Below are 23,245 nucleotides of genomic sequence, written 5' to 3'. Positions count from 1 at the left end.
CGAGTTGTGAGCGTTCTGGGGGCGCAAGGGCTGGATGGCGGAGATAAGACGATGCTGCCTTCCGGCGACGCTGTGCACACCATCGTGTTGTCGGGATTGGGCGGAGTGGGCAAGACTCAGCTGGCCGCCGCCTATGCCGAGCGGATGTGGGAAGCGGTCGAAGTCGAGTTGCTGGTCTGGGTCACGGCGGAATCGCGGGAAGCGATCGTGTCCAGTTATGCCCGCGCGAGCGCACGGCTTGCCGGCGTGGAGGAACCCGACCCCGAGCGGGGCGCACTCTCGCTGTTGGAATGGCTCGCCGCGACAGCCGTGCCGTGGCTGATTGTGCTGGACGATTTGCAGGCTCCGCGCGACATCGCGGGATTGTGGCCGCCCACGACCAGGACCGGTCGAGTGGTGGTCACGACTCGACGCCGCGACGCGGCGCTGCGTGGATATCGTCGCGTGGTGGTCGAGATCGGGGTTTTCAGCGCGGACGACGCGCGGGCCTATCTCAGGGATGCTCTGGACAGCAAGGCAGAGATGCTCGACGGCGCCGCCGCGCTGGCGAGTGACCTGGGGTACCTGCCACTGGCGTTGGCCCAGGCGGCGGCATACATGGCGGACCGGCATCTGTCGTGTGCCGCGTATCGAGCTCGGCTGGCCGAACGACGTCTCGCGAACATGTTGCCCGGCCCGGAGGAACTGCCCGATGAGCACCGGGTCACGGTGGCGGCCACCTGGGCGTTGTCGGTAGAGCAGGCCGACCGGTTGACACCGGCCGGTGTCGCACGTCCGTTGCTCGAAGTCGCAAGCGTGTTGCACGCCAATGGAGCTCCGGCCGGAGTGTTCGCCGCACCTGCTGTGCTGGCGCTGCTCACAGCGACCACCGGACGGAAGATCGATCGGCATGACGCGTTGGATGGTCTCGGGTGTCTACAGCGACTGAACCTGATCACCCTCGATACGGGTTCCTCGTCGCGGACAGTCCGGGTCCACGCGCTGGTGCAGCGCGCCACCCGCGACACCTGGCCCGACGAGCGAGCCGCAGAAGTGACACGCACGACTGCCGCCGCTGTGTTGCAGATCTGGCCTGACGTCGAACACGATGCTTCGCTGGGGCAGCTACTGCGTGCCAACACCCTTGCGCTCAATGCGGCAGGCGGTGAACACCTGTGGGAACTCGATGCTCACGAGGTGCTGCTCCGTTCGGCGCGAAGCCTCGGTGAGGCAGGCCTGGTCGCCGAGGCCAGGGACCACTTCGACAAGCTCCACATCAGTGCTGAACAGCGTCTGGGCTCTGACCACCCTGCCACGCTGACCAGCCGCCACGCCTCTGCCTACTGGCGTGGCGAAGCAGGTGATCCCGCAGGTGCGGTTGCGGCGTTCGACGACCTGCTTATCGATCAGCTGCGGGTACTGGGGCCTGACCATCCCGACACGCTGACCACCCGCCACGACCGTGTCCGTTGGCAAGGGGAAGCTGGCGATCCCGCAGGTGCGGTCGCAGCGTTCGAGGAACTGCTCGCTGATCGGTTGCGGGTACTGGGAGCTGATCACCCCGACACGTTGAACACTCGCCATGCCCTCGCCTACAGCCGTGGTGTGGCTGGCGATCTGAATGGTGCGGCAGCCGCGTTCGAGGAACTGCTGACCGATCGGTTGCGAACACTGGGACCCGGCCATCCCGACACACTGCTTACCCGCAACAACTTCGCCTATTGGCGAGGTAAGGCTGGTGACGCAGCTGGCGCAGTGGCGGAATTCGGTGAGCTGCTCGCCGACTATGTGAGAGTGCTGGGGTCGGATCATCCCCTAACCCTGAACACGCGTCACAACTGTGCTCGCTGGCAAGCGGAAGGTGGCGATTCAGCCAGGGCGGTGACGGCGTTCGACGAACTGCTCACCGACTATCTACGATTACTGGGACCCGATCACCCCCAGACCCTGAACACGCGGTACCACTACGCTCGCTGTCGAGGAAAAGCAGGTGATCCCGCCGGTGCAGTGACCATGTTCATCGAACTGCTTGCCGATCAACTGCGAGTGCTGGGGCCGGAGCACCCCCATACACTGAACACCCGGCGGAAGCTCGCTCAATGGCAGCAAATGCCCGAAAACATGTCCGAGTGATCGATCAGCGAGTTGCACCCTGCTTCACACAAGGCCTATATTTTTTTGTCGATCATTCCAGCAGGAAACGGACACAACTCTCATGCCGCTGATCGCGTGCTCAAGCGCTCGCGCCGAGTGGCGGATGTTCGCTGCCTGAAGAGGTTCGATCCTCCCTGCCGCGTCGTCACCGGGTTGCCCTCCCAACACAGGGCCTACCGCACCGGGCCTCGTTCATCAACAAGGCGGCTTGGTGCTCCCACGAACACGTCGTCCTCGACTGAGCCGTAGGCGATGTTGAACGTGTCCAGCCAGTAGGACCAGTCCTGCATTCCCGACGCGCTGCTGAACCGGTAGTTCAGGTGCCAGCGGACCCACTGCCCAGGAGCAAGCCACACGGCAGGGGGACGTCGTGGCCGTGGCGGCTGGGCGAACAGCGGGCTGATGCGGGGCAGGACTCGCAGCCGACCGCCGGCTTCGCGCAGGCTGACGTCGACACTCGTCACGTCGGTGATGGTGTCGCTGGGTTGGAAGTCGTGCTGTTCGCTCATGGTGACCAAGTGCGCGAACGGTGTCGACGCATCGGGGACGACGAAGCCGATCGGGACAGCGTTGCGGCGCGTAGCCGCGATGCCACCGCGGGACCGCTTGGTCCAGGAGATGTGCACCCACTGCACCGTGACGTCCACTACGCCTCCGATCCAGACCGTCGTCGAGGCAACCGATCTCGACAGTGATATCGAACAGCATCGTCCGACTTCGAACCACCGAATTCGGCTCGCCGGGCACCGCGCTCGCGGGCCGCCGAGCGCGCACTCCGGCCTCGCGGGAGCCCGTACTCGTTTGACGGAGTGAGCACTCACTCCGCATGATGGATGCATGACACCAGCATCCGAAACCCGGCGAAGAGCGCCGAGCATGAGCGCGGAGGACCGGCGCGCCATGATCGTGCACGCCGTGCTGCCGCTCCTGATCGAGCACGGCGCGAACGTGACGAGCAGCCAGATCGCCCGTGCCGCCGGCATCGGCGAGGGCACCATCTTCCGCGCGTTCAAGGACAAGGACGAGCTGTTCGACGCCTGCACGGCCGAGGCGCTCAGGCCCGACCACGTGCTCGACGCGATCGCCGAGATCCCCGTCGACCAGCCGTTGGAGGATCGGCTCGTCGAAGCCGCCGAAGCGCTCGGCGCGCACCTCGAACGAATGGGCGCGCTGATGGGCGCGCTGCACGCGTCCGGCCGCATCAAGCACCGCGACCCCGAACAGCGTCTCAAGGACGGCACCCGCAAGGGCGGCCGCCGCGAGTCGATGGCCGCCATCCGAGAGGCGATGGTCGAGCTGTTCACGCCGGAGAAGGATCGGCTGAGGCTGCCGCCGGAGCAGCTCGCCTCGCTCTTCATGACCCTGTTGTTCGGTGGCCGCCGGCTGGCGGCGGACGTCGACCCGCCCACCACGCGCCAGGTGGTCGACTTCTTCCTGCGCGGCGCCGTGGAGGCTGAATGATCCCGGGCGGTGGGGGCGGCATGGAGTTCATGCTGGGCCGGCGCGGCCGTCGGCGGCGCGCCACGACGGTGCCGGAGAGCGGGCTCACCGGACCCGTCGACATTCCGGAACCGAAGCCGGACGACGAACCGAAGGATCTGCGCTCCCGGCTGAAGCGCGCGAGGACGTCCGTGGCGGGCACCGTGCGCGGCCTGCCGAAGGTCGCGAAGCTGACGTGGCAGGCCAGTCCGACCCTGACCGTCCTGCTGGCGCTGATCACGCTCCTGTCGGGACTTCTGCCGACCGTGACCGCGTACATCGCGAAGCTGCTGCTGGACTCCGTCGTCGCGGCGATCCAGCACACCGGCACCACGGGTGACATCGCGAGAGTCGCGCTGTTCCAGTTCGCCGTGCTCGGCGCGACCGCGATCAGCAGCGCGCTGACGTCGATCGCGCAGGCGCTGCTGCAGGAACGCATGACGCTGACCATCCGCCACCGGGTGATGGCGCACGCCAGCGACCTGCACCTCGCGTACTTCGAGGGATCGACGTCGTACGACATGCTGCGTCAGGCCGCTCAAGAAGCGCCGACGCGCCCGCTGTCGATGATGAACTCCGCGCTGGGACTCCTGCGGACGCTGATCACGTTCGGCAGCATGATCGCGCTGCTCGTCTCGATCAGCCCGCTGCTGGCACTGGTCGCGCTGCTGGCGCCGATCCCCGCGTTCATCTCGCAGTCGAAGTACGGCTCGCGCGCGTTCTGGCTGACCTTCATGATGTCGCCGATCAAGCGGCGGATGGACTACCTGTCCTCTTTGGTCACAACGGACACCTACGCCAAGGAGACGAAGCTGTTCGGGCTCGGCCCGTACTTCGTCGACCGGTTCCGCCGGCTCGGCACCGTCTCCTACGAACGGCAGCGGAAGCTGACGGTCAACCGCAACATCAGCTCGACGTCCTGGGGGCTGCTGAGCACGTTGGCGGGTTCGGCGATCACGTTGTACATCGCGCTGGAGGCGGTCGGCGGACGGCTCACTCTGGGAGACCTGGCGCTGTACACGGCTGCCGCGGCGTCCGTGCAGACGTCGGTGTCCGGACTGTTCACCGCGCTTTCGGGAATGTACGAGAACAACCTCTACCTCGACACGCTGTACCGGTTCCTCGACACGAAACCGGAGATCACGGCGCCGCCGTCGCCGCGACCGATGCCGTCCACAGTGGAGGGTCATATCGAGTTCGACTCGGTGACCTTCAGCTATCCGGGCGCCGAGGATCCCGCGCTGGACGCCGTCAGCTTCGAGATCCGGCCCGGCGAGACGGTGGCGGTGGTGGGCCGCAACGGCGCGGGCAAGTCGACGTTGTTCAAGCTGCTCTGCCGGCTCTACGACCCGACCGGCGGCCGCATCCTGCTCGACGGCGTCGACATCCGCGAGTACGACCCCGTCGCACTGCGCACGCGGATCAGCGCGATGTTCCAGGACTACGTGACGTACCAGGGCACGGCCGCGGAGAACATCGGCCTCGGCGACCTGACGCGGCTGGAGGACCGGCCGCACATCGAGGACTCGGCCCGCCGTGCCGGTGCGGACGAGCGGATCGAACGACTGCCGCAGGGCTACGACAGTCCGCTCGGCCGCTGGTTCGACCAGGGGGTCAGCCTCTCGGGCGGCGAGTGGCAGAAGATCGCGCTGGCCAGAGCCTTCCAGCGGGAGGCGCCGATCCTGGTGCTCGACGAGCCGACGTCGGCGCTGGACGCACGGGCCGAGCACGACCTGTTCTCGCGACTGCGGGAGCTGTCGGAGGGCCGGACGACGCTCTACATCTCGCACCGGTTCTCGACCGTGCGGCAGGCGGAGCGGATCCTGTTGCTGGAGCACGGGAAGGTCGCCGAGTACGGGACGCACGAGGAGCTGATGGCGGCCAAGGCCGGGTACGCCGAGCTGTTCACGCTGCAGGCGCAGGCGTACCTGGACGAGGTGCCCGGCTGAGCCGATCGTGCGGCCGCCCGGCGAAGCGGACGGCCGCACACCGGACTCAGCGGGTCGCGTACTCGGCGATCACCGCCTGCAGCAGCAGCGGGGTCGTGCCCGGCAGGTCCGCGTAACCCACGGCGATCAACCGGTTCGTGCCGGGCACGGCGGCGATGGCGTTGTAGGTCGTGCCGAACGAACCGGGCGGAGCGGGCGCCGGAGTGGTGGTCCAGCCGGCCGGGCCGTGGGAGTTGAAGGACGCCTGCGGGAACCGGCCGACGACCCACGGGACGCCGTTCGCCCCCACCGCGACGCTCTGGGTGGCCGGGGTGTTCAGCCCGCTGACGGTCTGCCAGGTGGTGCCGTCTCCGCGCAGGACCACGTTGCCCGATCCCATGCCTCCGCCGTCGCCCACGACCCAGATGTCACGGGAGGACGTGCCGTCCAGCGACTGCAGGGTGAGCGGCTGCTGGTTCAGTCCTGTGTGGACGACCTGCCAGTCCGTGCCGTTCCAGTGGAACAGCACCGGCCCCGAGTAGCCGTTCCACATGCCGTTGCCCGCGGCCCACACGTCGTCGGGCGCGAAGGCCTTGACGGCGTTGATGGTGCAGAAGTTCAGGAAGCCGCCTCCCGTCACGCATTCGGCGGGGGGCTGGTGTTCCCGCCAGGAGCTTCCGGTCCACTCGTGGAACACCGGGGTGTTGCCGTGGTGACCGACCAGCCACGCATGTCCGTCCACGACGGACAGATCACGGATCGACAGCGTGCCGGGAGTGGCACCCGGCGGGTACGGCACCTCGGTCCACGTCCTGCCGTTGTAGCGCCACACCAGCGTGACGTTGCCGTCCGAAGACCACGGCGAGCCCGTGACCCAGACGTCCGTGGCGGACGAGGCCGCGACTCGCTGGAACGACACCCGGCCCTGCACGACCGGCAGTGACGTGCGGGACCACCTGATCCCGTTCCACCGCAGCATCATCGGATCACCGGACGTGCCCTGCTGATCCGGGTGGTAGCCCTCGAAACCCACCGCCCAGGCGTTCCTGGCGTCGACGGCGGCGACGTCCCAGAGGTTGCTGGTCGCCGTGCTCTGCGGGATCGAGGCCAGTCGCCACGCCGGCTCCGCGGCCGACGCCGGAGCGGCGGCACCGGCCACGACCACGACCGACAGGGCGGCGGTCAGCCATCTTCGAACACTCATAAGTCCCCCAAGCTCTTGGACCTGAACAGGACCGTGCGCGGCCGATCTTTCACGACGTCCGGCCGCGCACCACGGGTTCGCGGCGCCTTGACCAGGTTGAGCGGTGATCGTGACCCACCCGCCGCGACCAGGTAACCCGAATGGGATTCAGGTATGCCCTTGTGATCTAGCTCACGGACCAGGTAGAACAGAACGCACGGTTACCGGAAATCGCGCCTCACGGAACGCCCTCCCTGCCACCCGATCCCTTGTGAGGACCTGTGCGAACCGCAGTCGTCGTCGCCCTGCTCGGACTCGGTGCCTTCGCGGTAGCGGCCGGATTGGTGTTGCAGTTGCACACCTATCCCCTGCTCGCCAAGCTTCAGCACGACATCGACTCGGTCACGGTCTCCGAAGGAGAGGGAGTCACCGCCGTCGTGTACCCGCCCGGCGGCGGCTTGCCGGAAGTACGCCACAACCTCCGTCTCACGGCGACAACGCACGTCGAGGGTGATCTCGCCGCGCCGGAGGTCAAGGAGGACGGCGACGTCACCGTGTGGAAGCGGGCGACGATCGTCAAGGAGGACTCGGACAAGCTCGTGCTCAGCGCCGAGGTGCGCAAGATCTGCCTCGACCGCCGCACCGGCGAGGCGGTCGCACCCTGTTACGGGGAGTTCTACGAGACCGAGCAGGGCAAGCGGGTCACCGCCGAAGGCCCGCAACTGCTCCAGCCGGGCCTGAACTTCGTGTTCCCGTTCGACACCGAGCAACGTGATCACCGTTGGTACGACACGGTTCTCAAGCGCCCGGTCGACATCCACTTCGCCGGAGAGCAGCTGTTGCAGGGACTCGACGTGTACCGGTTCACGCACACGATCCCGCAGACGGCGCTCGACCGGTTCGCGGTACCCGGTTCACTGGTCGGCAGCCCTGAGCCGTCCGTGGACGTCACCCAGTACTACGGCGTCAGCCGCACGTTGCTGGTCGAGCCCACGACCGGCGCGGTGCTCTCGGTCCGGGAGGACATCCGTCAGGAGTTGCGCACCGACACTCAGCGCGAGGGCGAGGGAACCCCTGTGTTCGCAGGAGAACTGCGGCTGACGAACGCCTCGGTCACCTCCAACGTGGACCAGGTCCGGCAGAACCTGCCGAAGCTGTTCGTCATCACCGTCCTTCCCACCGTCCTGTGGGTCGCCGGTGCCGCGCTGGTCGCGATCGGGCTGGTCCTGTTGCTCGTGTGGCGGCGCGGTCTCGTCGCCGGGGCGCTGGCGCTGGTGATCGGTGCGTGCCTGGCCGGCGCGATCACCTACGGCGTCACCGACGCCAGCGACCCGGACGACTCGCTCGACCTCAAGAACGTGGTGTCGTCCTCGAACGTCGACTACGGCCTCCGATGAGCAGCACGTCCCTCCTCGACGATCTCGGCGACCCCGAGCAGTTGACCCTCTGCTCTCGGCACCGCGATCAGGGTCACCGGCAACGGGTTCCCGTCGGCGTCCGTGTCCGCGCACACGGACACGGCCGGATAGCCACTGACCCTCCAGAGCGGGGAGAACGGAGAGGTGGCGCCGTTGCGCACCAGCACCCCGCCGGGCAGCGACATCGTCTCGGCCGGGCCGGTGTGCCCCGGCGTCACCAGCACGTCGACGCCCGCGAACATGTGGTTCACCATCACCCGCTCCGCCGCGCGCATCGACCGGCAGATGCCCCGGAACGGCCGGGGCACGAAACGGTCGAGCAGGTCCAGCTCACGAGGGCCGGCGGCCAGGTGCGGCGCCAGCAGGAGCCTGGACTCGCTGGCGAGGTGCGGGTCGTGGTCGACCACCTCGCCGACGTGCAACGACAACAGCGCGGCGACGTCCTCGACGGCCCGGCGCATGGGCGGACGGGTGCGGGACGACATCGCGAGACCGCGCAACGACACACCGACCCTCAGGGGACGGTTCGCGGGTTCGGCCGCCCAGCCGATCGCCCGCACGACGTGCGCCACGTCGGCCACGGTCCTCGCCACCACACCGCGTCCGCCGGACGTCTCGAAGCCCACCACGCCCGCGCCTCCCGCGGGCACTCCTCCGGCACCGGGCGCACGGCGTGCCAGCACCGCGGCCACCACACCGGTGGCGACGGCGACGGCCGTGCCCGAGACCTTGGGATCGAGCGCCGTGGCGGGGACGCCCGCCGACGGGTTGCGATGAAGCTCGGCTCCCGACGTTCTCCCGATCACCACGGCTCCGGCCGCCACCAGTGCGTCGAAAGCCGAACGTGGCAGAGAGTCCTCGACAGCCATGGGCAGTCCGAGCAGCCCGCCGCTCGCGCCGTCCGCCAACCGCCGATCGGCCTCTTCCGCACTGCGCCGCGCGGTGGCCAATTCGACATCTGTGAAAACGTGCCGCGACGAGTTCAGCCGATGTTCGGTCATAGCAAGGAGTTCTGCTGCGGTCGTCGCACCGCGGGCGAGCAGCCGGGCCTGCTCAACTGCTCCCGGATAGCACACAGGGGTTTCTTCCACGTGTCTCTTCCTCCGGCATCGTCGCCGATGAGTAAGGAGCTGCTTCCTTCAGTCGCTACCCGTTGGCCAGCAGGGGTTCCGCCGAACGGCTCTGCGGTTCGGCGGCCGAGTAGCTTCTTTCTCCACGCGGACCGATCAAGATGACCTGAGTCACCCCGGTCGAGGGGTTGCGCAGAGGTTACTGTCGGGTAGGTTCCACGCCACTGTGACGTCCCTCTCATAACCCGAACACACCCAGAAGGAGGACGAGTGCGACGTGTTGCGAGCCTCGTGCTGGTAGGACTGGGCATCTTCTCGCTGGCGCTCGGAGCAGTCCTGCGCTTCTACGTGTACCCCGAGCTCGCAGTCGTGCCGCTCGACCAGAAGACGGAATCCGTCGCCGAAGGCGCGGCGAAGGTCTTCTACCCCAAGGAACTCGTAGTCAAGGACGCGCGGCTGACGGCCACCCGCAAGGTCGAGAGCAACCTGACCGTGCCGGAGGCCAAGGTCAACGGTGACGTGATGGTGTGGGACCAGGGTCTGGTCGTCACCGACTCCGAGAACCAGCTCGTCTCCGCGGTGAAGCACCGGGTGTGCCTCGACCGGCGGACGAACATGGCCCTCCAGGAGTGCACCCAGCAGTACGTGACCGACGCCGAGGGCGACCCCACCGCCGCCGACAAGGCGGTGCACCAGGAGGGACTCAACTACAAGTTCCCGTTCGACACCCAGCCCCAGGACTACGAGTACTTCGACACCACCCTGCGCAAGGCGACGACCGCGCGCTACGAGGGCACGGACGAGGTCGGCGGGCTCGAGGTCTACAAGTTCGTGCAGAAGATCCCGTCGACCAAGTTCCGCGACCAGGACGTGCCGGGCACGCTGGTGAACAGCACCGCGGCATCGGTCAAGGCGGAGCGCCGCTACGAGAACACCCGCACCATGTGGGTCGAACCGGTGACCGGCATCATCGTCAAGGGCTCGGAACACCAGCGGCAAGCGCTGTTCGGGCCGGACGGAAAAGAAGGAACGGTGCTGCTCGACGCCACCCTGACCTTCAACGAGAAAACCGTCGACGAATCGGTTTCCCGCGCCTCAGAGGCACGCGGAAAATTGACTCTGATCAGCAGCACCGGACCGATCGTCCTGCTTTCCGTCGGCCTGGTCCTCCTGCTCGCCGGAATTCTTCTCGGCGTGCTCGGACGGCGGGCCAGGCACGTCGCCTAGGCCCGGCGCCTGAGCACGATCACGAAGTTCCACGAGGCGATCTCCCGGATCCCCGGGACACGGGTGACCCACTTCGCCCACCACGGGTGGTACCGGGGGAACGTCTCGATCACGTCGGCGACGGTCTGGCGGTGAGCCCACCGCCGGACCGCCCCGACGCTCACCGGGAACAGGGAAGTGCCGAACGAGTTCTTCGGCGGTTTGCCGTTGCGGCGCTCGTACCGGCGTCGCGCGTAGTGGCCGCCGAGGAAGTGCCACGGCGCAGTCTCGTGCCCGCCCCAAGGCGAGTACCACGGCGTGTAGGACATGAAGACGGTGCCTCCTGGCCTGGTCACACGCACCATCTCGGCCAGCATCAGCCACGGGTCGTCGACGTGCTCCAGGACGTTGGACGAGTAGCAGACGTCCACCGAGGCGTCGCGGAACGGCAGCGCCGTGCCGCTCGCGCGGATCATGCCGGGGTCGGGTTCACCGCGGGCGGACAGCTCGCCGACGTCCGGGTCCAGACCCACGTACCGGGCGCCGGCGCCGCGGAACGCCTCGGCGAAGTAGCCGGGACCACCGCCGACGTCGAGCACGACGGCACCGCTCAGGGACACGTACGACGACACCTGGGCGACCGAGTCGTCCGCCAGGATCCGATAGAAGTGGTCGGGGTCGGACTGCTCTTTCAGGAATGCGCGAAAAAGCCGAACAGAACGGCTGAAAGTTGGCTTTCGCAACTTTTCAAGGGCCGAAACTGAACCGATCTCGACCATTGCTATCTCCCGCATTCCGTCTACGATGGCTACCTGGCAGTAACCTAGCATCGGGAGAGGCAGATGTCGCGTGGTCCTGATTACCGGCCGAGCATTCTGCTGGTGAATTGGCGCGACACCAGACACCCCGAGGGCGGCGGTTCCGAACGCTACGTCGAGCGCATCGCCGAGGGCCTCGCCCGGCTCGGCTACCGGGTCTCGATCCAGTGCGCCGGCCACGACCGCGCCCCCTCCGGCGACTGGGTGGCGGGCGTCCGCTTCCGCAGGCGCGGCAACAAGTTCACGGTCTACCTGCACGCCCTGCTGGCGATCCTGCGCTCCGACGCGGACGTCATCGTGGACGTGCAGAACGGCATGCCCTTCTTCAGCCGCCTGGTGGCGCGCTGTCCCGTCCTGGTGCTGGTGCACCACGTGCACCGCGAGCAGTGGCACAGCGCGCTGGGCCCGTTCTTCGGCCGGATCGGCTGGTGGATCGAGTCGTGGCTCGCGCCGAGGCTGTACCGCAAGTGCCGCTACATCACCGTCTCCAACGTGACGCGGGACGAACTGGGCCAGCTCGGGGTCGAACTCCGTCGCACGGTGGTCGTGCCGAACGGGCTGGACGCGCCTCCCGCCGTCACCGCGCGGCGCACCGAGGCCCCCGTCCTGGTCGCGGTGTCCCGCCTGGTCCCGCACAAGCGGCTGGAGCACGCGATCGACCTGGTCGCGCAGCTCCGTCCACAATGGCCGGACCTGCGGCTGGAACTCGTCGGCGAGGGCCCGTGGAAGGACGTGCTGCGGCAGCACGCGATCGACCGCGGCGTCCAGGACAGCGTCGTCATCCACGGCTGGGTCGACGAGCAGGCCAAGCACGAGATCCTCGCCGGCGCGTGGCTGCACGTGTGCCCGTCGGTCAAGGAGGGCTGGGGCATCGTGATCATGGAGGCCGCCTCGCACGGCGTGCCCACGATCGCGTACCGCTCGGCGGGCGGTGTGACCGAGGCGATCGTCGAGCACCGGACAGGTCTGCTCGCCGAGGACTTCGACGACTTCGTCCGGCACGCGGAGACGCTGTTGCGGGACCAGCCGTTGCGCAAGGCGATGGGCGCGGCGGGCAGGGAACGTGCCCAGCAGTTCAGCTGGGAGGAGAGCCTCGACGCGTTCGAGAGCGCCGTGCACAGCGCCCTGCGGCTACCTCCGCGCCTCGTGGCCGGCGAGCACCGCGTCGCACAGCAGGTCGAGTAGCCCCGCGGCGGCGGCCGCGTCGAAGTCCTTGCGCCGCAAGCGCACCGTGGCCGTGGTGACCTCCCCTGTCGTCACCACGCCGAACGCGACGCCTGACCGGCCGCTCGCCGCGGGGAAGAAGCGCAGCGCGGCGACGTTCGCCTTGACGACGCCAAGGTTCGACACCAGGAAGGTGCTGCCGAGCCGGGACGCGAGCAGCCGCATCCCCCACTGCGCCAACGGGTTGTGCGCGCTGGGGAATCCCGCCTCCGGCGACGCCGCCGTCAGCAGCGTGAGCACGTCGTCCTCAGTGGCTCCGGCCGGCAGGCGCAGTCTCAGCAGCGCGCTGTCCGCCTCGGGACGCGGATCCGCGCCACCGCGCCAGGAAGCACCGATCGCGGCGACCACGCGGCCGTGCGCGGCGCCACGGGCGCCGTTCCACTTCCGGGTCGCGTCCAGCGCGGCGGAGGTGAGCCTGGCGCTGCCCAGCTTCACGGCGGGCAGCGCGCGAGACACGAGGTGGTCACCAGACTCGTTGCCGTGCAAGGAAGGCTCGATGCGCGTGGGAGGTGTCCACACGGCTTCACGCACGCGGTCGAGCGCGCTCAGGAGGTAGGGCCGGTCGGGACTGCGCAGCGCCACACCGGTCGCCGAGCTGTGCACGGGTTCGCCCAGTGTGATGCCGAGCAACGCGAGCAGGCCGAGCCCGTCGACCGCACCGTGGTGGGCGGCGATCATCAGCGACTCATCGGCGATCGCGACCCGGATCAGCGGATCGCCCGCGCGGTAACGGCCGTCGGCGAACTCCGCTCGCGCACCGTCCCAGTCGGACGGACGGAGGACGACCGCCGCCGGACCGAGATGGGGGAACTCCGTGCAGGCACGGGACATCCGCGCGGCCACCACCGAGGGATCCGGCGCCTCGCGCAGACTCGCTTCGAGCAGGATGCTCCAGGAGGCCGCCGGGTCCCCGGAGAAGGCCACGGTCACCCGGTCAGCGAGAGCCGTAGTCGAGGACCACGGGCTCCTGGGCCTTCTGACCTTCCTCGATCCGCTGCTCGACGACCTTGTCGGGGCTGTTCTGCTCGACGACGATCACGCCGACCCCGCCGGCGAGCGCGGCCCCGGCGACGATCGCTACCAGCACCGAAACCAGTTCCACGTCTTACTCCTCATGTCGGGGTGCCGCGAATCTACCGACCGGTAACCGTCTCCACAACAGGCTCGTGCCGATCAGTGACCCAGCCGCGACCCAGGCCAGCACAACGGGTGCAACGGGTGGGCCGTTCGGTTCATCGGGCACTGCTCCAGGTACCCGATAGAGCGCCAGTTCGGGCCCGTCGTGGACCTTCTCCAGCCGTGCCAGCAGGTTCTCGTCCACCCGGCCGGGAGTCCCGTGTTCGACCAGCACCCAGCCGATGCCGCTCAGGTCGCCGGCACGCAGCCGCGCCGCCCGCGGGTCCTCCCCCGCCACGACCTTCCCGCCGACCGACAGCGAGTCGTCCACTACGGTCGTGCCGGGCAGGTAGCGCGGCGCGGGGTCGAGCTGGGTGCGCCGGTCGTTCCAGTCGAACCGGCGGAACGCCGACAGCGGGTACACCGCCACGTCTCCGGGCTGGTCCACGAGCTTCTCCCGCACCGCAGCCCAGTCCGCCGGGTAACCGACCGGTTCGAGGCGCCCGAACCCGCCCCAGGCCAGGTCCGGCAGCAACCCGAGCAGCAGCACGGCCACGAGCAGCCGCGCACGCAGCCGTTCCACCGCGACCGCGAGCCCGATCGCGAACGGCAGCGCGAGCCACGCCACCCACTTCTGGCTGTCGCGCAACAACCCCGCACCAGGCACGTGCTCGATCAACGTCTCCAGCACGGCCACGCCACCCGGCAGCACCGCGAGCAGGGCCAGCAGCGCCCCGAGCACGCCCAGTCCCGCCAGCGGCCACACCGGCAGGCGTTTCGACAGCTCCCGCAGACCGAGGACCGCCGCTCCCAGGAGCAGCACCGTGAACACCGGAAGCATCGGATTGGCCCGGCTCACGGGGACGACCTCGGCGTTCCAGATCCCGCCCAGGCCCAGCACGCTGAGCACCGGCCCGCCCCAGTTCTCCCCGCGTGCGCTGAACGCCTCGACGCCGGCCGGGTCGGACAGTCCGTCGTGCAGCAGCGACGGCACCCACCACGGCGAGTTCAGCACGACACCGATCGCCAGGACCTGCCAGGCCTTGCGGCGTCCGGCGGTGGCCAGCGCCGTGCCCAGAGCCAGGACGCCACCCGGCGCCGAGAGCACGGCGGGCAGGCTCGCGAGCACGAGCCGGGTCCACGCGTGCGGTTCGCCATCACGCATCCGCAGCCCGGCCATTGCGACCCACGGCAGCGCCGCGTAGCCCAGCAGCAGCGTCCAGTGGCCGATGAAGAGACGTTCGGCGACGTAGGCGTTCCACGAGTACGCCACGGCGGCGACGATCCGCACGCCCGTCTTCTCCGTCGGCACCAGCAGCCCGGCACCCAGGGCACCGGCGAAGACGATCGCGAGCAGCGCGAGCTTCTGCACCAGCTGACCGGGGACGACCTGGGTCGCCAGCGCCACCACGGCGTCGACCGGCACCGCCCGCGGCAGCGCGTCGCCGAGGCCGAACGCCGCCGCGTTCAGCGGCTGCTCCGGCGTGAACACCATGTCGTAGACGAGGACGTAACCCGGCCACAGCACGGGAGCGAGGGCGGCCAGCGCCAGCAGCGCGCACGTGGCGTAGAGCGTCAGTCCGTTCGGCCGCACTTGCTCCCTCTCCGGTCGCGCCGGGGCTACAGTCGCCGAAACTACCGGCCAGTAGTACTCGCGGGTAGTACCGCGGCAGACCCGGCCACCGGAAGGATCTCGCGTGTCCGCTCCGGCGACGACCACGACCCGCCTGGACGCCCTGCTGATCACGGGCGCGCTGCTGGGCGCCAACGCCGCGAGCTACGTGCTGACCATCGCGGCCGCACGAGCTCTCGCACCCGCGATCTTCGGCGAGCTCAGCGCACTGCTCGCGCTCGTGGTCATCGGCGTGGTGCCCGCGATGAGCCTGCAGACCGTCGCCGCCCTGCGGGTGACGAGCCTCGGCCCGCGCCCCCTGTTCGGACTGGGCCTGAGCGTGAGCGCGGGCATGACGGTGCTGACCCTGGCCGTGGTGCCGCTGCTCGCCCACCTGCTGCACCTCGACGGCCCGTGGCCGGTGGTGTGGCTGGCGCTGTCGCTGGCCCCGCTCACGGTTCTCGGTGTCCTGCACGGTCTTCTGCAGGGAACGCACCGGTTCGGCGCGCTGGCGCTGCTGGTGTCGCTCGAAGGACTGGGCAAGGTCGGCGGCGGGGTGATCGGGCTGTGGCTGTCGCCCTCGTCGACCTCCGTGCTGGCGGGCACCGCCATCGGCTCGTTCCTGGTCGTGCTGACCGGGTGGCGGCTGTGCGGCGCTCCTCGTCCGGCACGGCCCGCCGGCGGGGCCGAGGTGATGCACGCGTCCCAGGCCATGCTGGCGCTGGTGCTGCTGGTGAACCTCGACCTCGTGCTGGCCCGGCACCAGCTCGCGGACCTGGCAGGCGGCTACGCCGTGGGAGCGGTCGTCACGAAGATCGCCTACTGGCTGCCGCAGGCGGTGGGCGTGCTCGTGCTGCCCCGCATGGCCGACGCCGGCGACCGGCGCCGCATGCTGCCGAAGGCGTTGGCGGTGTGCGCGGGTCTCGACGCGTTCGTGATCGTGGGCTGTGTCCTGTTCGGACCGCTGGGCGTGTCACTGATCGGTGGTGCGCGCTACCACGGCGACGCGATTCCGTTGTGGCAGTTCGCTCTCGTGGGTTCCTGCCTGGCGCTGGTGCAGCTGCTGCTGTTCTCCCGGATCGCGAGCGGCGACCGGCGGTCCACCGTCGCGGTGTGGATCGCGGTCGCCGCCGAGGTCGCGCTGATCACCTTGTGGCTCAACGGCTCCGTCGGTCAGGTCGTGACCGGCGCGCTGCTCGCCACGGCGGGACTGGTGGTCGCGGGCGCGGTCATCGAGACCCGCGGAGCCAGGCGGCCCTGATCAGGGCGCCGCAGGATCACGGCACCGCGGGATCAGACGCGGCGGGATCGGGTGCCGCGGGATCACGACGCTGCCCGAACGGGCCGAACGCGGCCGCGACCACCGCCGAGACCGCCACCAGGAACGCGGCCTGGACGAGCGGGACGTAGGCCCACTCCTGCCCGTGACCGAGGATCCGGCCGAGCACCGCGACACCCGATCCCAGCGCGACCCCGCCCACCGCGATCACCTTCGGCGCCGCCGTCCAGAACTCCCGCGCCAGCAGGCACGCGATCACCGCCACGATCGGCAGCATGCCGCCGAGAACGGCCAGCAGCACGAGCATCGCGACCATCAGCCACCGACTCCGTGACGGCGCAACGAACTCCACCCGCCGCCGGACCGGGACCGCGGCGAGCAGCAGGACCGCCAGCACTCCCAGTCCGCCTGCCAGCAGGCCCGTCCGATACCGGGCGTCCGGGCCGAACTCCAGCGCGACCACGCCGCCGTCGCCCTCGGGCAGGACGTACGCCTGTTGCCAGCCGTCGACGCGGACCTTCTCCAGCACCTGCCCGTTCAACGTCGCCGTCCAGCCGTCGTTGACGTTCTCGGAAACCACGAGCAGTGCACGGGCCCCCGGCGCGACGGTGACCTCCCGTGCGGTGGCGTCCCAGGTGCCGGTGGTGACTTCTCGATGCGTCGCACCGGGTTTCGGGAGTTCGACGTGGGTCACGGAGACGTCCTGCACGACGAACGAGTCGGATCGCGACGTGGTCAGCACGTGGTCGCCGGCAGGCAGTTCCAGGGCGGTCGCCAGGTCGTCGTCGCACAGCACGGCCTTCAACGGGCGGTTGGCCATGACGTCACCGAGCACGCCGGACACCGAACTGCTGATCTTCTTCCCGTCGATGTCGACGACCGGGCCGCTGCCGCACGGCACGGTGAACGGTGTCGTCGCGGGCACCGGCTTCAGCACGCCGTCGAGCGCGGGCACCCGGAGCTCACCGATCTCCGCGGGCCCCACGCCACCCGACTCGCGCACGACGAGTTCGAGCTTCTCGGTGTCCGCCGGTCTGATCGTGACCAGACCGTCCGGGCCGACGCGCACGACCTCGGTGCCCGCGTCGGTGCGCACTTCCAGCTCGACGGGCGCTCTGGCTCCACGGGCCCCTTCGATCCGGAACTCCGAGAGCGTCCGCTTCCCCTTCCACGCCAACGTCAGCGTCGGCCGCAGGTCCGTCACGTCCGGCACCCACGACGTGCCCAGGTCACCGTCCACAGCGGACAGCGGGCTCGCCGCGACGTCGCCGGCGAGCGACGTCGTCCCCGTGACCGTCAGGCCCTCCGGTGTCACCGGGTTCCTCGCACCGGCGGCAGGCACGACGGTGGCGTTCACCGCGAACTTCCCCGCGGCCGAGGTGCGGAACAGCCGCGTGAGCCCGTTGATCTCCTCGCCGAACCGGGACAGCGAGGAGTCGCACCGCACCGTGCCGTCGGTCCGGTAACAGGCGGGCCGCGACTGACTGCCTCGGGTGAACGAGAAGCCGGGCCTGGCCGCGTCCTGGTCGCGCGGCACGCGCAGCGCCCTCTGAGCGGTCATGCCCGGCACGCTCAGTTCCTTGATGCCGACGTTGCCGTCCTGCCGGTCGGCGGCGACACCGAGGATCGTGACGCGCACGCTGCCCGTGAGGCCGGGGCGGACGGGGTAGGCGTGCGGGCCGCCGCCGGACGGGACGTCGTGCTCGCTCTCCCCCGCGTCCGTGGTGAGCCTGATCCGGGTGACCGCCCAGCCCACCCGCAGGTCGTCGACCAGGTCGAGCGTCACCTCGGCGACCGAGCGCGGGGTGTCGAGGTCGATCTCCAGCCACTGCCCGACCGGCCCGGTGAAGCTCGACGAGTGCCACGCGGACCCGCCGTCGCCGTCCACCGCCGCGAACGGCGAGTTCGCCGGGTCGATCGCCCCCGCCGCGTCGGCGTACGCGGTCGACGTGGAGGCCTGCACGGCCCGGATGCCGCGGTATTCGGCGACGGTCTGGTGCTTGACGTCCTGGAAGGGCGACACGTCCAGTGCGACGCGTCCCTGCCGTGACTCCTCGCCCGCGGACATCGTCTGGCTGAGGTTGTCGGTCACCCTGCCGACGTTGCGTTCCTTGCGCCGGAGGCCGTCGGTGACGAGCAGTTCCCCGGTCCGCCCCTCGGCGTCGCCCGCGAGGACAGCGGGCTGGTCCGCCTTGATCAGCCCCTGGGACAGCAACGGCAACAACGACTCCGGCCCACCGCTCACCGTCGGCACGTCGGCCTCGTTCACCGCGGTGACGACCGGGACCGCCCGCTTCACCTCGAAGATCTCCAGTGCGTGCCCGCTCGCGGCGGCGTCGACCGAACTGACGAGCCGCTGGTCGCTCATCCGCACCTCGGGCCCGAACTGGGCGACGCGCTCGATGCCGGGTGATCCCTGGAGCGCCTGACGCAACACGGTGAGCGGCGGCGAGCCGGTCGGCTCACGCGCGATGTCGTTGCGCAGCAACAGGAACCGGTATCCACCGCGCGCGAGGAAGTCCGCCAGTCCTGCCGAGCCGCGCCCGTCCGCGAGCGAGTCGTAGACGGCGTCCATGTACCGGGTGTTGCCCTCGGACCCGAGCGGCACCTGGTTGCGCACCGCCCACGGGGCCTCCGCGAGCGCCTGCATCGGCTCGTCCACGGTCCTGCCCCAGGTGTACTGGCCGAAACCCGTGGCGGGCAACAACAACGTCCTCGCCCGGCCGTCCTGTTCCGCGAGCCATCCCGCCGCCTCGCGCCAGTGGCCCGGCACGTCCGACCACCCCTGGCCTGGCCGCAGGGTCAGCAGCCACGCGGGTGCCGCGACGACCGCGATCAGCAGGAGCGCGACACCGGTGCGCGCCCGTCGCCGCCAGTGCTCGGGAGCGGCCCGCAGCCCGGCCGGCCGGGACAGGTGCAGCCCGTGGACGAACCCGAGGACCAGGCACAGCCGCAGCACCGGCTCGAACTTGTGCACGTTGCGCAGCGGCGCGAGCGGCCCGTCCAGTGCTCCGCGCACCACCTCGGCGAGCGGCGAGTCGAGCGATCCGACGTACCCGACGGTCAGCAGCGTCAGCCCCGCCAGCGTGCCCAGCACCAGGAAGCGGCGTTCCGGCAGCCCCAACCGGGCCAGTCCGACGACGCCGATCAGCGCCACCAGGGCGGTGCCGGCCATCAGCGCGGGGTTGTCGACCAGGAGGAACCCGTTGGGCCACCACGGTTCGCCCTGGAGCACGTACGCGACCCACTGGTTCGTTCCGCGCAGCACCTGGAACAACGACATGGGTGCGGTGGTGTTCGCCGCCGACTCGATGTAGTCGAGGAACGGCAGGCTGTACCGGCCGAGCAGCAGCAGCGGGAAGATCCACCACAGCGCGACCGCGATGACACTGCCCGCCCACCACAGCACCAGCTTCACGTGCGCGCGGTTCCACGTGCGCGTCAGCAGCCAGATCCCCGGGAGCACCAGCGCCATCACGACCATCGCGCCGTTGACGCCGCCCATCCCCAGCACCGCGAGCGCCGACAGGGCGGCGGCCCGGCGCGGCGACCCGATCCGGTCGGCCAGCACCAGCGGCAGCAGCACCCACGGCAGCATGACGGCGGGCAGCATCTCCGCGGACAACGGCCCGATCTCGGTCAGCACCCGAGGGGCCAGCGCGTAGGCCAGCGCACCGGCGTACCTCGTCGGCTCGTGGCCGATGCCGAGTGCGCGGGCCAGCCGCAGCACGCCGTAGAACGCGAGACAGAGCAGGAGCGCGCACCAGAGCCGTTGGGTGACCCACGCGGGAATGCCCAGGATCTGACCGGTCGCGAAGAACGGCCCCATCGGGAAGAAGTAGCCGTACGCCTGGTTCTGCAGCTCACCGGCCGTGGCGGCGGGATTCCACAGGTGCAGCGCCCTGCCCAGGAAGCCGACGGGATTGACGGCCAGGTCGAGCTTGGTGTCGAACGTGGCCGTTCCGAAGCGTTGCGCGAACGACAGCACCGTGAGTGCGAGGAGCACCCACGTCGTCGGGTTCCGGTGTGCGATCTTCAGGTTCTTGATGGCGCAGGAAGTTACCACCGGGTAGTGCTCGCGGGCGACTGTCGCTATCTTGGGCCACCACGACCGTTCTGGGGAGCACTCAGGCAGGTGGCGATGACTTCTCCGACAGCGTTCGAGCAGGCGTGGGAGCTGGGCGACCAGGTTCCCGGGTGGTTGACCGTCGACCAGGCGACGATGTTGTGGAGAGCCGTCCTGCGGCTCGGTCCCGGCGCGCGGATCGTCGAGATCGGCAGCCACCAGGGACGATCCACCACCGTGCTGGGCATCGCGGCACGCTCCGTCGGGGCCACCGTGGTCGCCGTCGACCCGTTCGTCGAGGGCAAGCTGTTCGGCGGCACCCCCACCCGCACCCGGTTCGAGAAGAACCTCGCCCGCGCCGGCCTGACCGACGTCGTGCGGCTCGAAGCCGAGTACAGCACCAAGTTGCGCCGGGAGTGGGACGAGCGCATCGACCTGTTGTACATCGACGGCAAGCACGACTACTGGACCTACACCGACGACATGCTGTGGTCGGAGAACCTCGTTCCCGGCGGCGAGATCCTGGTCCACGACGCGTTCTCGTCCATCGGGGTCACCTGCGGAATCATCGCGAAGGTGCTGTGCGGCAAGCGATACGTGTACGTGGACCGGGCGGGCTCCCTCGCGCGCTTCCGTTTGACGCAGCCGGACTGGGCCGATCGCAGGCGCGTGCTCGCCGAGATGCCCTGGTTCCTCCGCAACGTGGGGATCAAGGTTCTGCTCCGCCTGCGGCTGCGGCCGGTCGCGCGGCTGTTCGGCCACGACAGTCCGTACGACCCGTACTGAGGTCGTCTGCCGGGGCGCCCTACTGGGGACGGCAGGCGGGCGGCTGGCAGAGCATCGTGCTCAGCGCCTGCGCGAAGATGTCGCTGATGCCGGCGGGGTCGACGGTGGTGAAGGCCCTGCCGCCGGTCGCCTCGGCGATCCTCGTCAGTTCGTCGACGTCGACGTCGGGGCCCATGCCGATCGCGATGACGGGCAACGGCCTGCGCTTGTCCTGCAGCTTGGCCAGTTCGTCCAGCAGCTGGCGCTGACCGATCGAGTCGGGATCCTCGTTGCGGCCGTCGGTCATGATGGCGACGATGTTGATCCGCCCGAGCTCCCAGGTCTTCCTGGCCTCCTGGTAGGCGGCCAGCGTGGTGTCGTAAAGGCCCGTGGCGCCGTTCGCGGTCGCCCGCGTCGCCCGGACCGCCGCGACGGCCTGGCCGCTCGCGAGGTGGTCCTTGACCGACGCGAACGGGATGATCTCCTTGTAGTCCTTGTCGCCGTCCAGCCTGGTGGAGAACTTCCACAGGCCGATCTGCGTGCCGGGCTTGAACATGCCCAGGCCGCGTTCGGCCGCTCCGACGGCCAGCGCCATCCGCGTGGTCCCGGTCCGGGGGACGATCTGGTTCATCGAGCCCGACACGTCCAGGACGCCCAGCACTCGCGCGGTCAGCGTGAGACCGCTCCACAGGCGCAGCGTCTCGTCCACGAATCCCTGCTCCGGACCGGCGACCTTGTCGTCGGGAGCGCGCAGGCCGAACTTCTCGAAGCCGGTCCCCGACCGCAGCCGCGCCAGGAACTTCTCCGCTCCCGCCCGCTGCGCCTCGCCCGCGTCGGGCAGCACGACGTAGGGGAAGTCCAGTGGCGGCACCGGATTCTCCGGGGCGACCGCCGTCAGCCGCGTGGCGCCGGGCGTGGAGTTGTGCCGCTCCAGGGCCTGTTCGGAAGTGGGGAACACGTCCAGTGGACGGGTGAACAGATCCTCGGCCCGCTCGGCGTAGTCACCGGACACGGGCCTGATGGCGGCGACCGTCGCGGCCGCGGGATCCTTCTCCGCCGACGCGAACCCCCGCATCGCCAGCAACGCTGACAGGCTGGCCGGGTCCTTCGCCGGATCCGCGATACCGGCGACCGCGGTGGCACCGGGCCCGATCAGCTCCCGCCAGTTCCTGGCCTTCACGGAGTCCTTGACCGCGAGCACGACCGGCGACCGTCCCACGGAGATGCCCGACTCGGGCACCCGCCACGCACCGGAGTCCCGTGCCTGCCGCAGCCACGTCGTGGACTCGGGCACCCAGACCGAGGGCGACACCTCCCCGGCGACGAGCCGCGTCATCGTCTCGCGCGCGGGCTCGGCCTTCACCTCGACGCGATAGCACTCGTCCGCCGCGTCCAGCGCGTCCGCGACCTCGCTCAGAGCCGGAGCGACCGCGGGCGCCGCGGTGACGAGAACCGTCGCCGGATCCGTGCAGCGGGTCGCGTTGAGCCGGTCGATGACCACGTCGCCGCCGATCCAGGCGACGACGGACAACACGAGCAGCACCGAAAGCCCGACGACAGGCGCCGTCACCCGCCGTGGTCGCACCATGGCGGACACCTTAGACAACCGGTCCGGGCACCACCAGAACTCGGCGGTTCCGGTTTCCGCGCGCGGAAGATCACACGAGCGTGTTGTCCACGAAGCACCAGCGCCAGGTCTCCCCCGGCTCGAACGAACGCATGATCGGGTGTCCCTCGGCGGCGAAGTGCTTCGAGGCGTGCTTGGCGGGCGACGAGTCGCAGCAGGCGACCTTGCCGCAGCCCAGGCACAGGCGCAGGTGGACCCACCTGCCGCCGGCGGCCAGGCAGTCCTCGCAGCCCTCCACAGTGGAAGGAGTGGGCTCTGGGCCCAGCTCGGCGACGTGCTCGCAGGTGGTGGTCACGGCACGACGGTACCTCGATTGCTGTC

The 23,245-nt window shown here is 69.6% G+C and carries 18 protein-coding genes; 8 read left to right on the top strand and 10 right to left on the bottom strand.

The window, feature by feature from the left end:
• Window positions 1-6 precede the first annotated feature (6 nt).
• Window positions 7-2,112, top strand: coding sequence for a tetratricopeptide repeat protein (locus ACIRG5_RS41935; RefSeq protein ID WP_402915908.1), 2,106 nt, complete (start codon window positions 7-9; stop codon window positions 2,110-2,112).
• A gap of 194 nt (window positions 2,113-2,306) precedes the next feature.
• Here ACIRG5_RS41935 and ACIRG5_RS41930 read toward each other — a convergent pair whose 3' ends face one another.
• Window positions 2,307-2,780, bottom strand: coding sequence for a hypothetical protein (locus ACIRG5_RS41930; RefSeq protein WP_402915906.1), 474 nt, complete (start codon window positions 2,778-2,780; stop codon window positions 2,307-2,309).
• A gap of 229 nt (window positions 2,781-3,009) precedes the next feature.
• Here ACIRG5_RS41930 and ACIRG5_RS41925 point away from each other — a divergent pair, with 229 nt between their 5' ends.
• Together ACIRG5_RS41925 and ACIRG5_RS41920 are read left to right on the top strand one after the other, a co-directional pair.
• Complete coding sequence (locus tag ACIRG5_RS41925; protein WP_402915904.1) at window positions 3,010-3,594, top strand: TetR/AcrR family transcriptional regulator; 585 nt, start codon at window positions 3,010-3,012, stop codon at window positions 3,592-3,594.
• Window positions 3,595-3,614: 20 nt separating this feature from the next.
• Window positions 3,615-5,561, top strand: a complete 1,947-nt coding sequence (locus ACIRG5_RS41920) for an ABC transporter ATP-binding protein (protein ID WP_402915902.1) — start codon at window positions 3,615-3,617, stop codon at window positions 5,559-5,561.
• Window positions 5,562-5,607: 46 nt separating this feature from the next.
• Here ACIRG5_RS41920 and ACIRG5_RS41915 read toward each other — a convergent pair whose 3' ends face one another.
• Complete coding sequence (locus ACIRG5_RS41915; RefSeq protein ID WP_402915900.1) at window positions 5,608-6,744, bottom strand: hypothetical protein; 1,137 nt, start codon at window positions 6,742-6,744, stop codon at window positions 5,608-5,610.
• A 260-nt stretch (window positions 6,745-7,004) separates the two neighbouring features.
• Between ACIRG5_RS41915 and ACIRG5_RS41910 the strand changes: the two genes are divergently transcribed.
• The gene (locus tag ACIRG5_RS41910) at window positions 7,005-8,120 is read left to right on the top strand and encodes a DUF3068 domain-containing protein (protein ID WP_402915898.1); all 1,116 of its coding nucleotides are present in this window, start codon (window positions 7,005-7,007) and stop codon (window positions 8,118-8,120) included.
• Here ACIRG5_RS41910 and ACIRG5_RS41905 read toward each other — a convergent pair.
• Entirely contained in the window at window positions 8,105-9,232 is a 1,128-nt protein-coding gene (locus tag ACIRG5_RS41905) for a hypothetical protein (RefSeq protein ID WP_402915896.1), read from the bottom strand. The two genes, ACIRG5_RS41910 and ACIRG5_RS41905, sit on opposite strands and share 16 nt — an antisense overlap.
• Before the next feature lie 249 nt (window positions 9,233-9,481).
• Between ACIRG5_RS41905 and ACIRG5_RS41900 the strand changes: the two genes are divergently transcribed.
• Entirely contained in the window at window positions 9,482-10,438 is a 957-nt protein-coding gene (locus ACIRG5_RS41900; protein ID WP_402915894.1) for a DUF3068 domain-containing protein, read from the top strand.
• Here ACIRG5_RS41900 and ACIRG5_RS41895 read toward each other — a convergent pair.
• Window positions 10,435-11,160, bottom strand: a complete 726-nt coding sequence (locus tag ACIRG5_RS41895) for a class I SAM-dependent methyltransferase (RefSeq protein ID WP_402915892.1) — start codon at window positions 11,158-11,160, stop codon at window positions 10,435-10,437. The two genes, ACIRG5_RS41900 and ACIRG5_RS41895, sit on opposite strands and share 4 nt — an antisense overlap.
• Before the next feature lie 138 nt (window positions 11,161-11,298).
• Between ACIRG5_RS41895 and ACIRG5_RS41890 the strand changes: the two genes are divergently transcribed.
• Entirely contained in the window at window positions 11,299-12,420 is a 1,122-nt protein-coding gene (locus tag ACIRG5_RS41890; protein ID WP_402915890.1) for a glycosyltransferase family 4 protein, read from the top strand.
• Here ACIRG5_RS41890 and ACIRG5_RS41885 read toward each other — a convergent pair.
• The 3 genes from ACIRG5_RS41885 to ACIRG5_RS41875 are packed head-to-tail and all read right to left on the bottom strand — an operon-like array spanning window position 12,367 to window position 15,169.
• A complete protein-coding gene (locus tag ACIRG5_RS41885) occupies window positions 12,367-13,389 on the bottom strand; it encodes a hypothetical protein (protein ID WP_402915888.1) in 1,023 nt (340 codons plus the stop codon). The two genes, ACIRG5_RS41890 and ACIRG5_RS41885, sit on opposite strands and share 54 nt — an antisense overlap.
• A 4-nt stretch (window positions 13,390-13,393) precedes the next feature.
• Window positions 13,394-13,561: a hypothetical protein gene (locus ACIRG5_RS41880; protein WP_402915886.1), complete on the bottom strand. Its 168-nt coding sequence runs from the start codon at window positions 13,559-13,561 to the stop codon at window positions 13,394-13,396.
• A 3-nt stretch (window positions 13,562-13,564) separates the two neighbouring features.
• Window positions 13,565-15,169 (bottom strand): hypothetical protein, encoded by a 1,605-nt coding sequence (locus ACIRG5_RS41875; protein WP_402915884.1) that lies wholly within the window; start codon window positions 15,167-15,169, stop codon window positions 13,565-13,567.
• Between the two features lie 103 nt (window positions 15,170-15,272).
• On the opposite strand from ACIRG5_RS41875, the gene ACIRG5_RS41870 reads away from it, so the two are divergent.
• Window positions 15,273-16,448 (top strand): polysaccharide biosynthesis protein, encoded by a 1,176-nt coding sequence (locus ACIRG5_RS41870; RefSeq protein ID WP_402915882.1) that lies wholly within the window; start codon window positions 15,273-15,275, stop codon window positions 16,446-16,448.
• 16 nt (window positions 16,449-16,464) lie between these two features.
• On the opposite strand, the gene ACIRG5_RS41865 is transcribed toward ACIRG5_RS41870, so the two are convergent.
• Window positions 16,465-20,532, bottom strand: coding sequence for an alpha-(1->3)-arabinofuranosyltransferase (locus ACIRG5_RS41865; RefSeq protein WP_402915880.1), 4,068 nt, complete (start codon window positions 20,530-20,532; stop codon window positions 16,465-16,467).
• Window positions 20,533-20,607: 75 nt separating this feature from the next.
• On the opposite strand from ACIRG5_RS41865, the gene ACIRG5_RS41860 reads away from it, so the two are divergent.
• The gene (locus ACIRG5_RS41860) at window positions 20,608-21,318 is read left to right on the top strand and encodes a class I SAM-dependent methyltransferase (RefSeq protein WP_402915878.1); all 711 of its coding nucleotides are present in this window, start codon (window positions 20,608-20,610) and stop codon (window positions 21,316-21,318) included.
• Window positions 21,319-21,337: 19 nt separating this feature from the next.
• Here ACIRG5_RS41860 and ACIRG5_RS41855 read toward each other — a convergent pair whose 3' ends face one another.
• Together ACIRG5_RS41855 and ACIRG5_RS41850 are read right to left on the bottom strand one after the other, a co-directional pair.
• Window positions 21,338-22,885: a substrate-binding and VWA domain-containing protein gene (locus ACIRG5_RS41855; RefSeq protein ID WP_402915876.1), complete on the bottom strand. Its 1,548-nt coding sequence runs from the start codon at window positions 22,883-22,885 to the stop codon at window positions 21,338-21,340.
• 70 nt (window positions 22,886-22,955) lie between these two features.
• Window positions 22,956-23,219, bottom strand: a complete 264-nt coding sequence (locus ACIRG5_RS41850; RefSeq protein ID WP_402915874.1) for a UBP-type zinc finger domain-containing protein — start codon at window positions 23,217-23,219, stop codon at window positions 22,956-22,958.
• Window positions 23,220-23,245: the final 26 nt, after the last annotated feature.

The sequence above is a fragment of the Lentzea sp. NPDC102401 genome, from assembly GCF_044765805.1.
Classification (GTDB): Bacteria; Actinomycetota; Actinomycetes; order Mycobacteriales; family Pseudonocardiaceae; genus Lentzea; species Lentzea sokolovensis.
The sequence above is the reverse complement of the archived record's forward strand: the minus strand, read 5'-3'. Positions and strand labels throughout refer to the sequence as shown.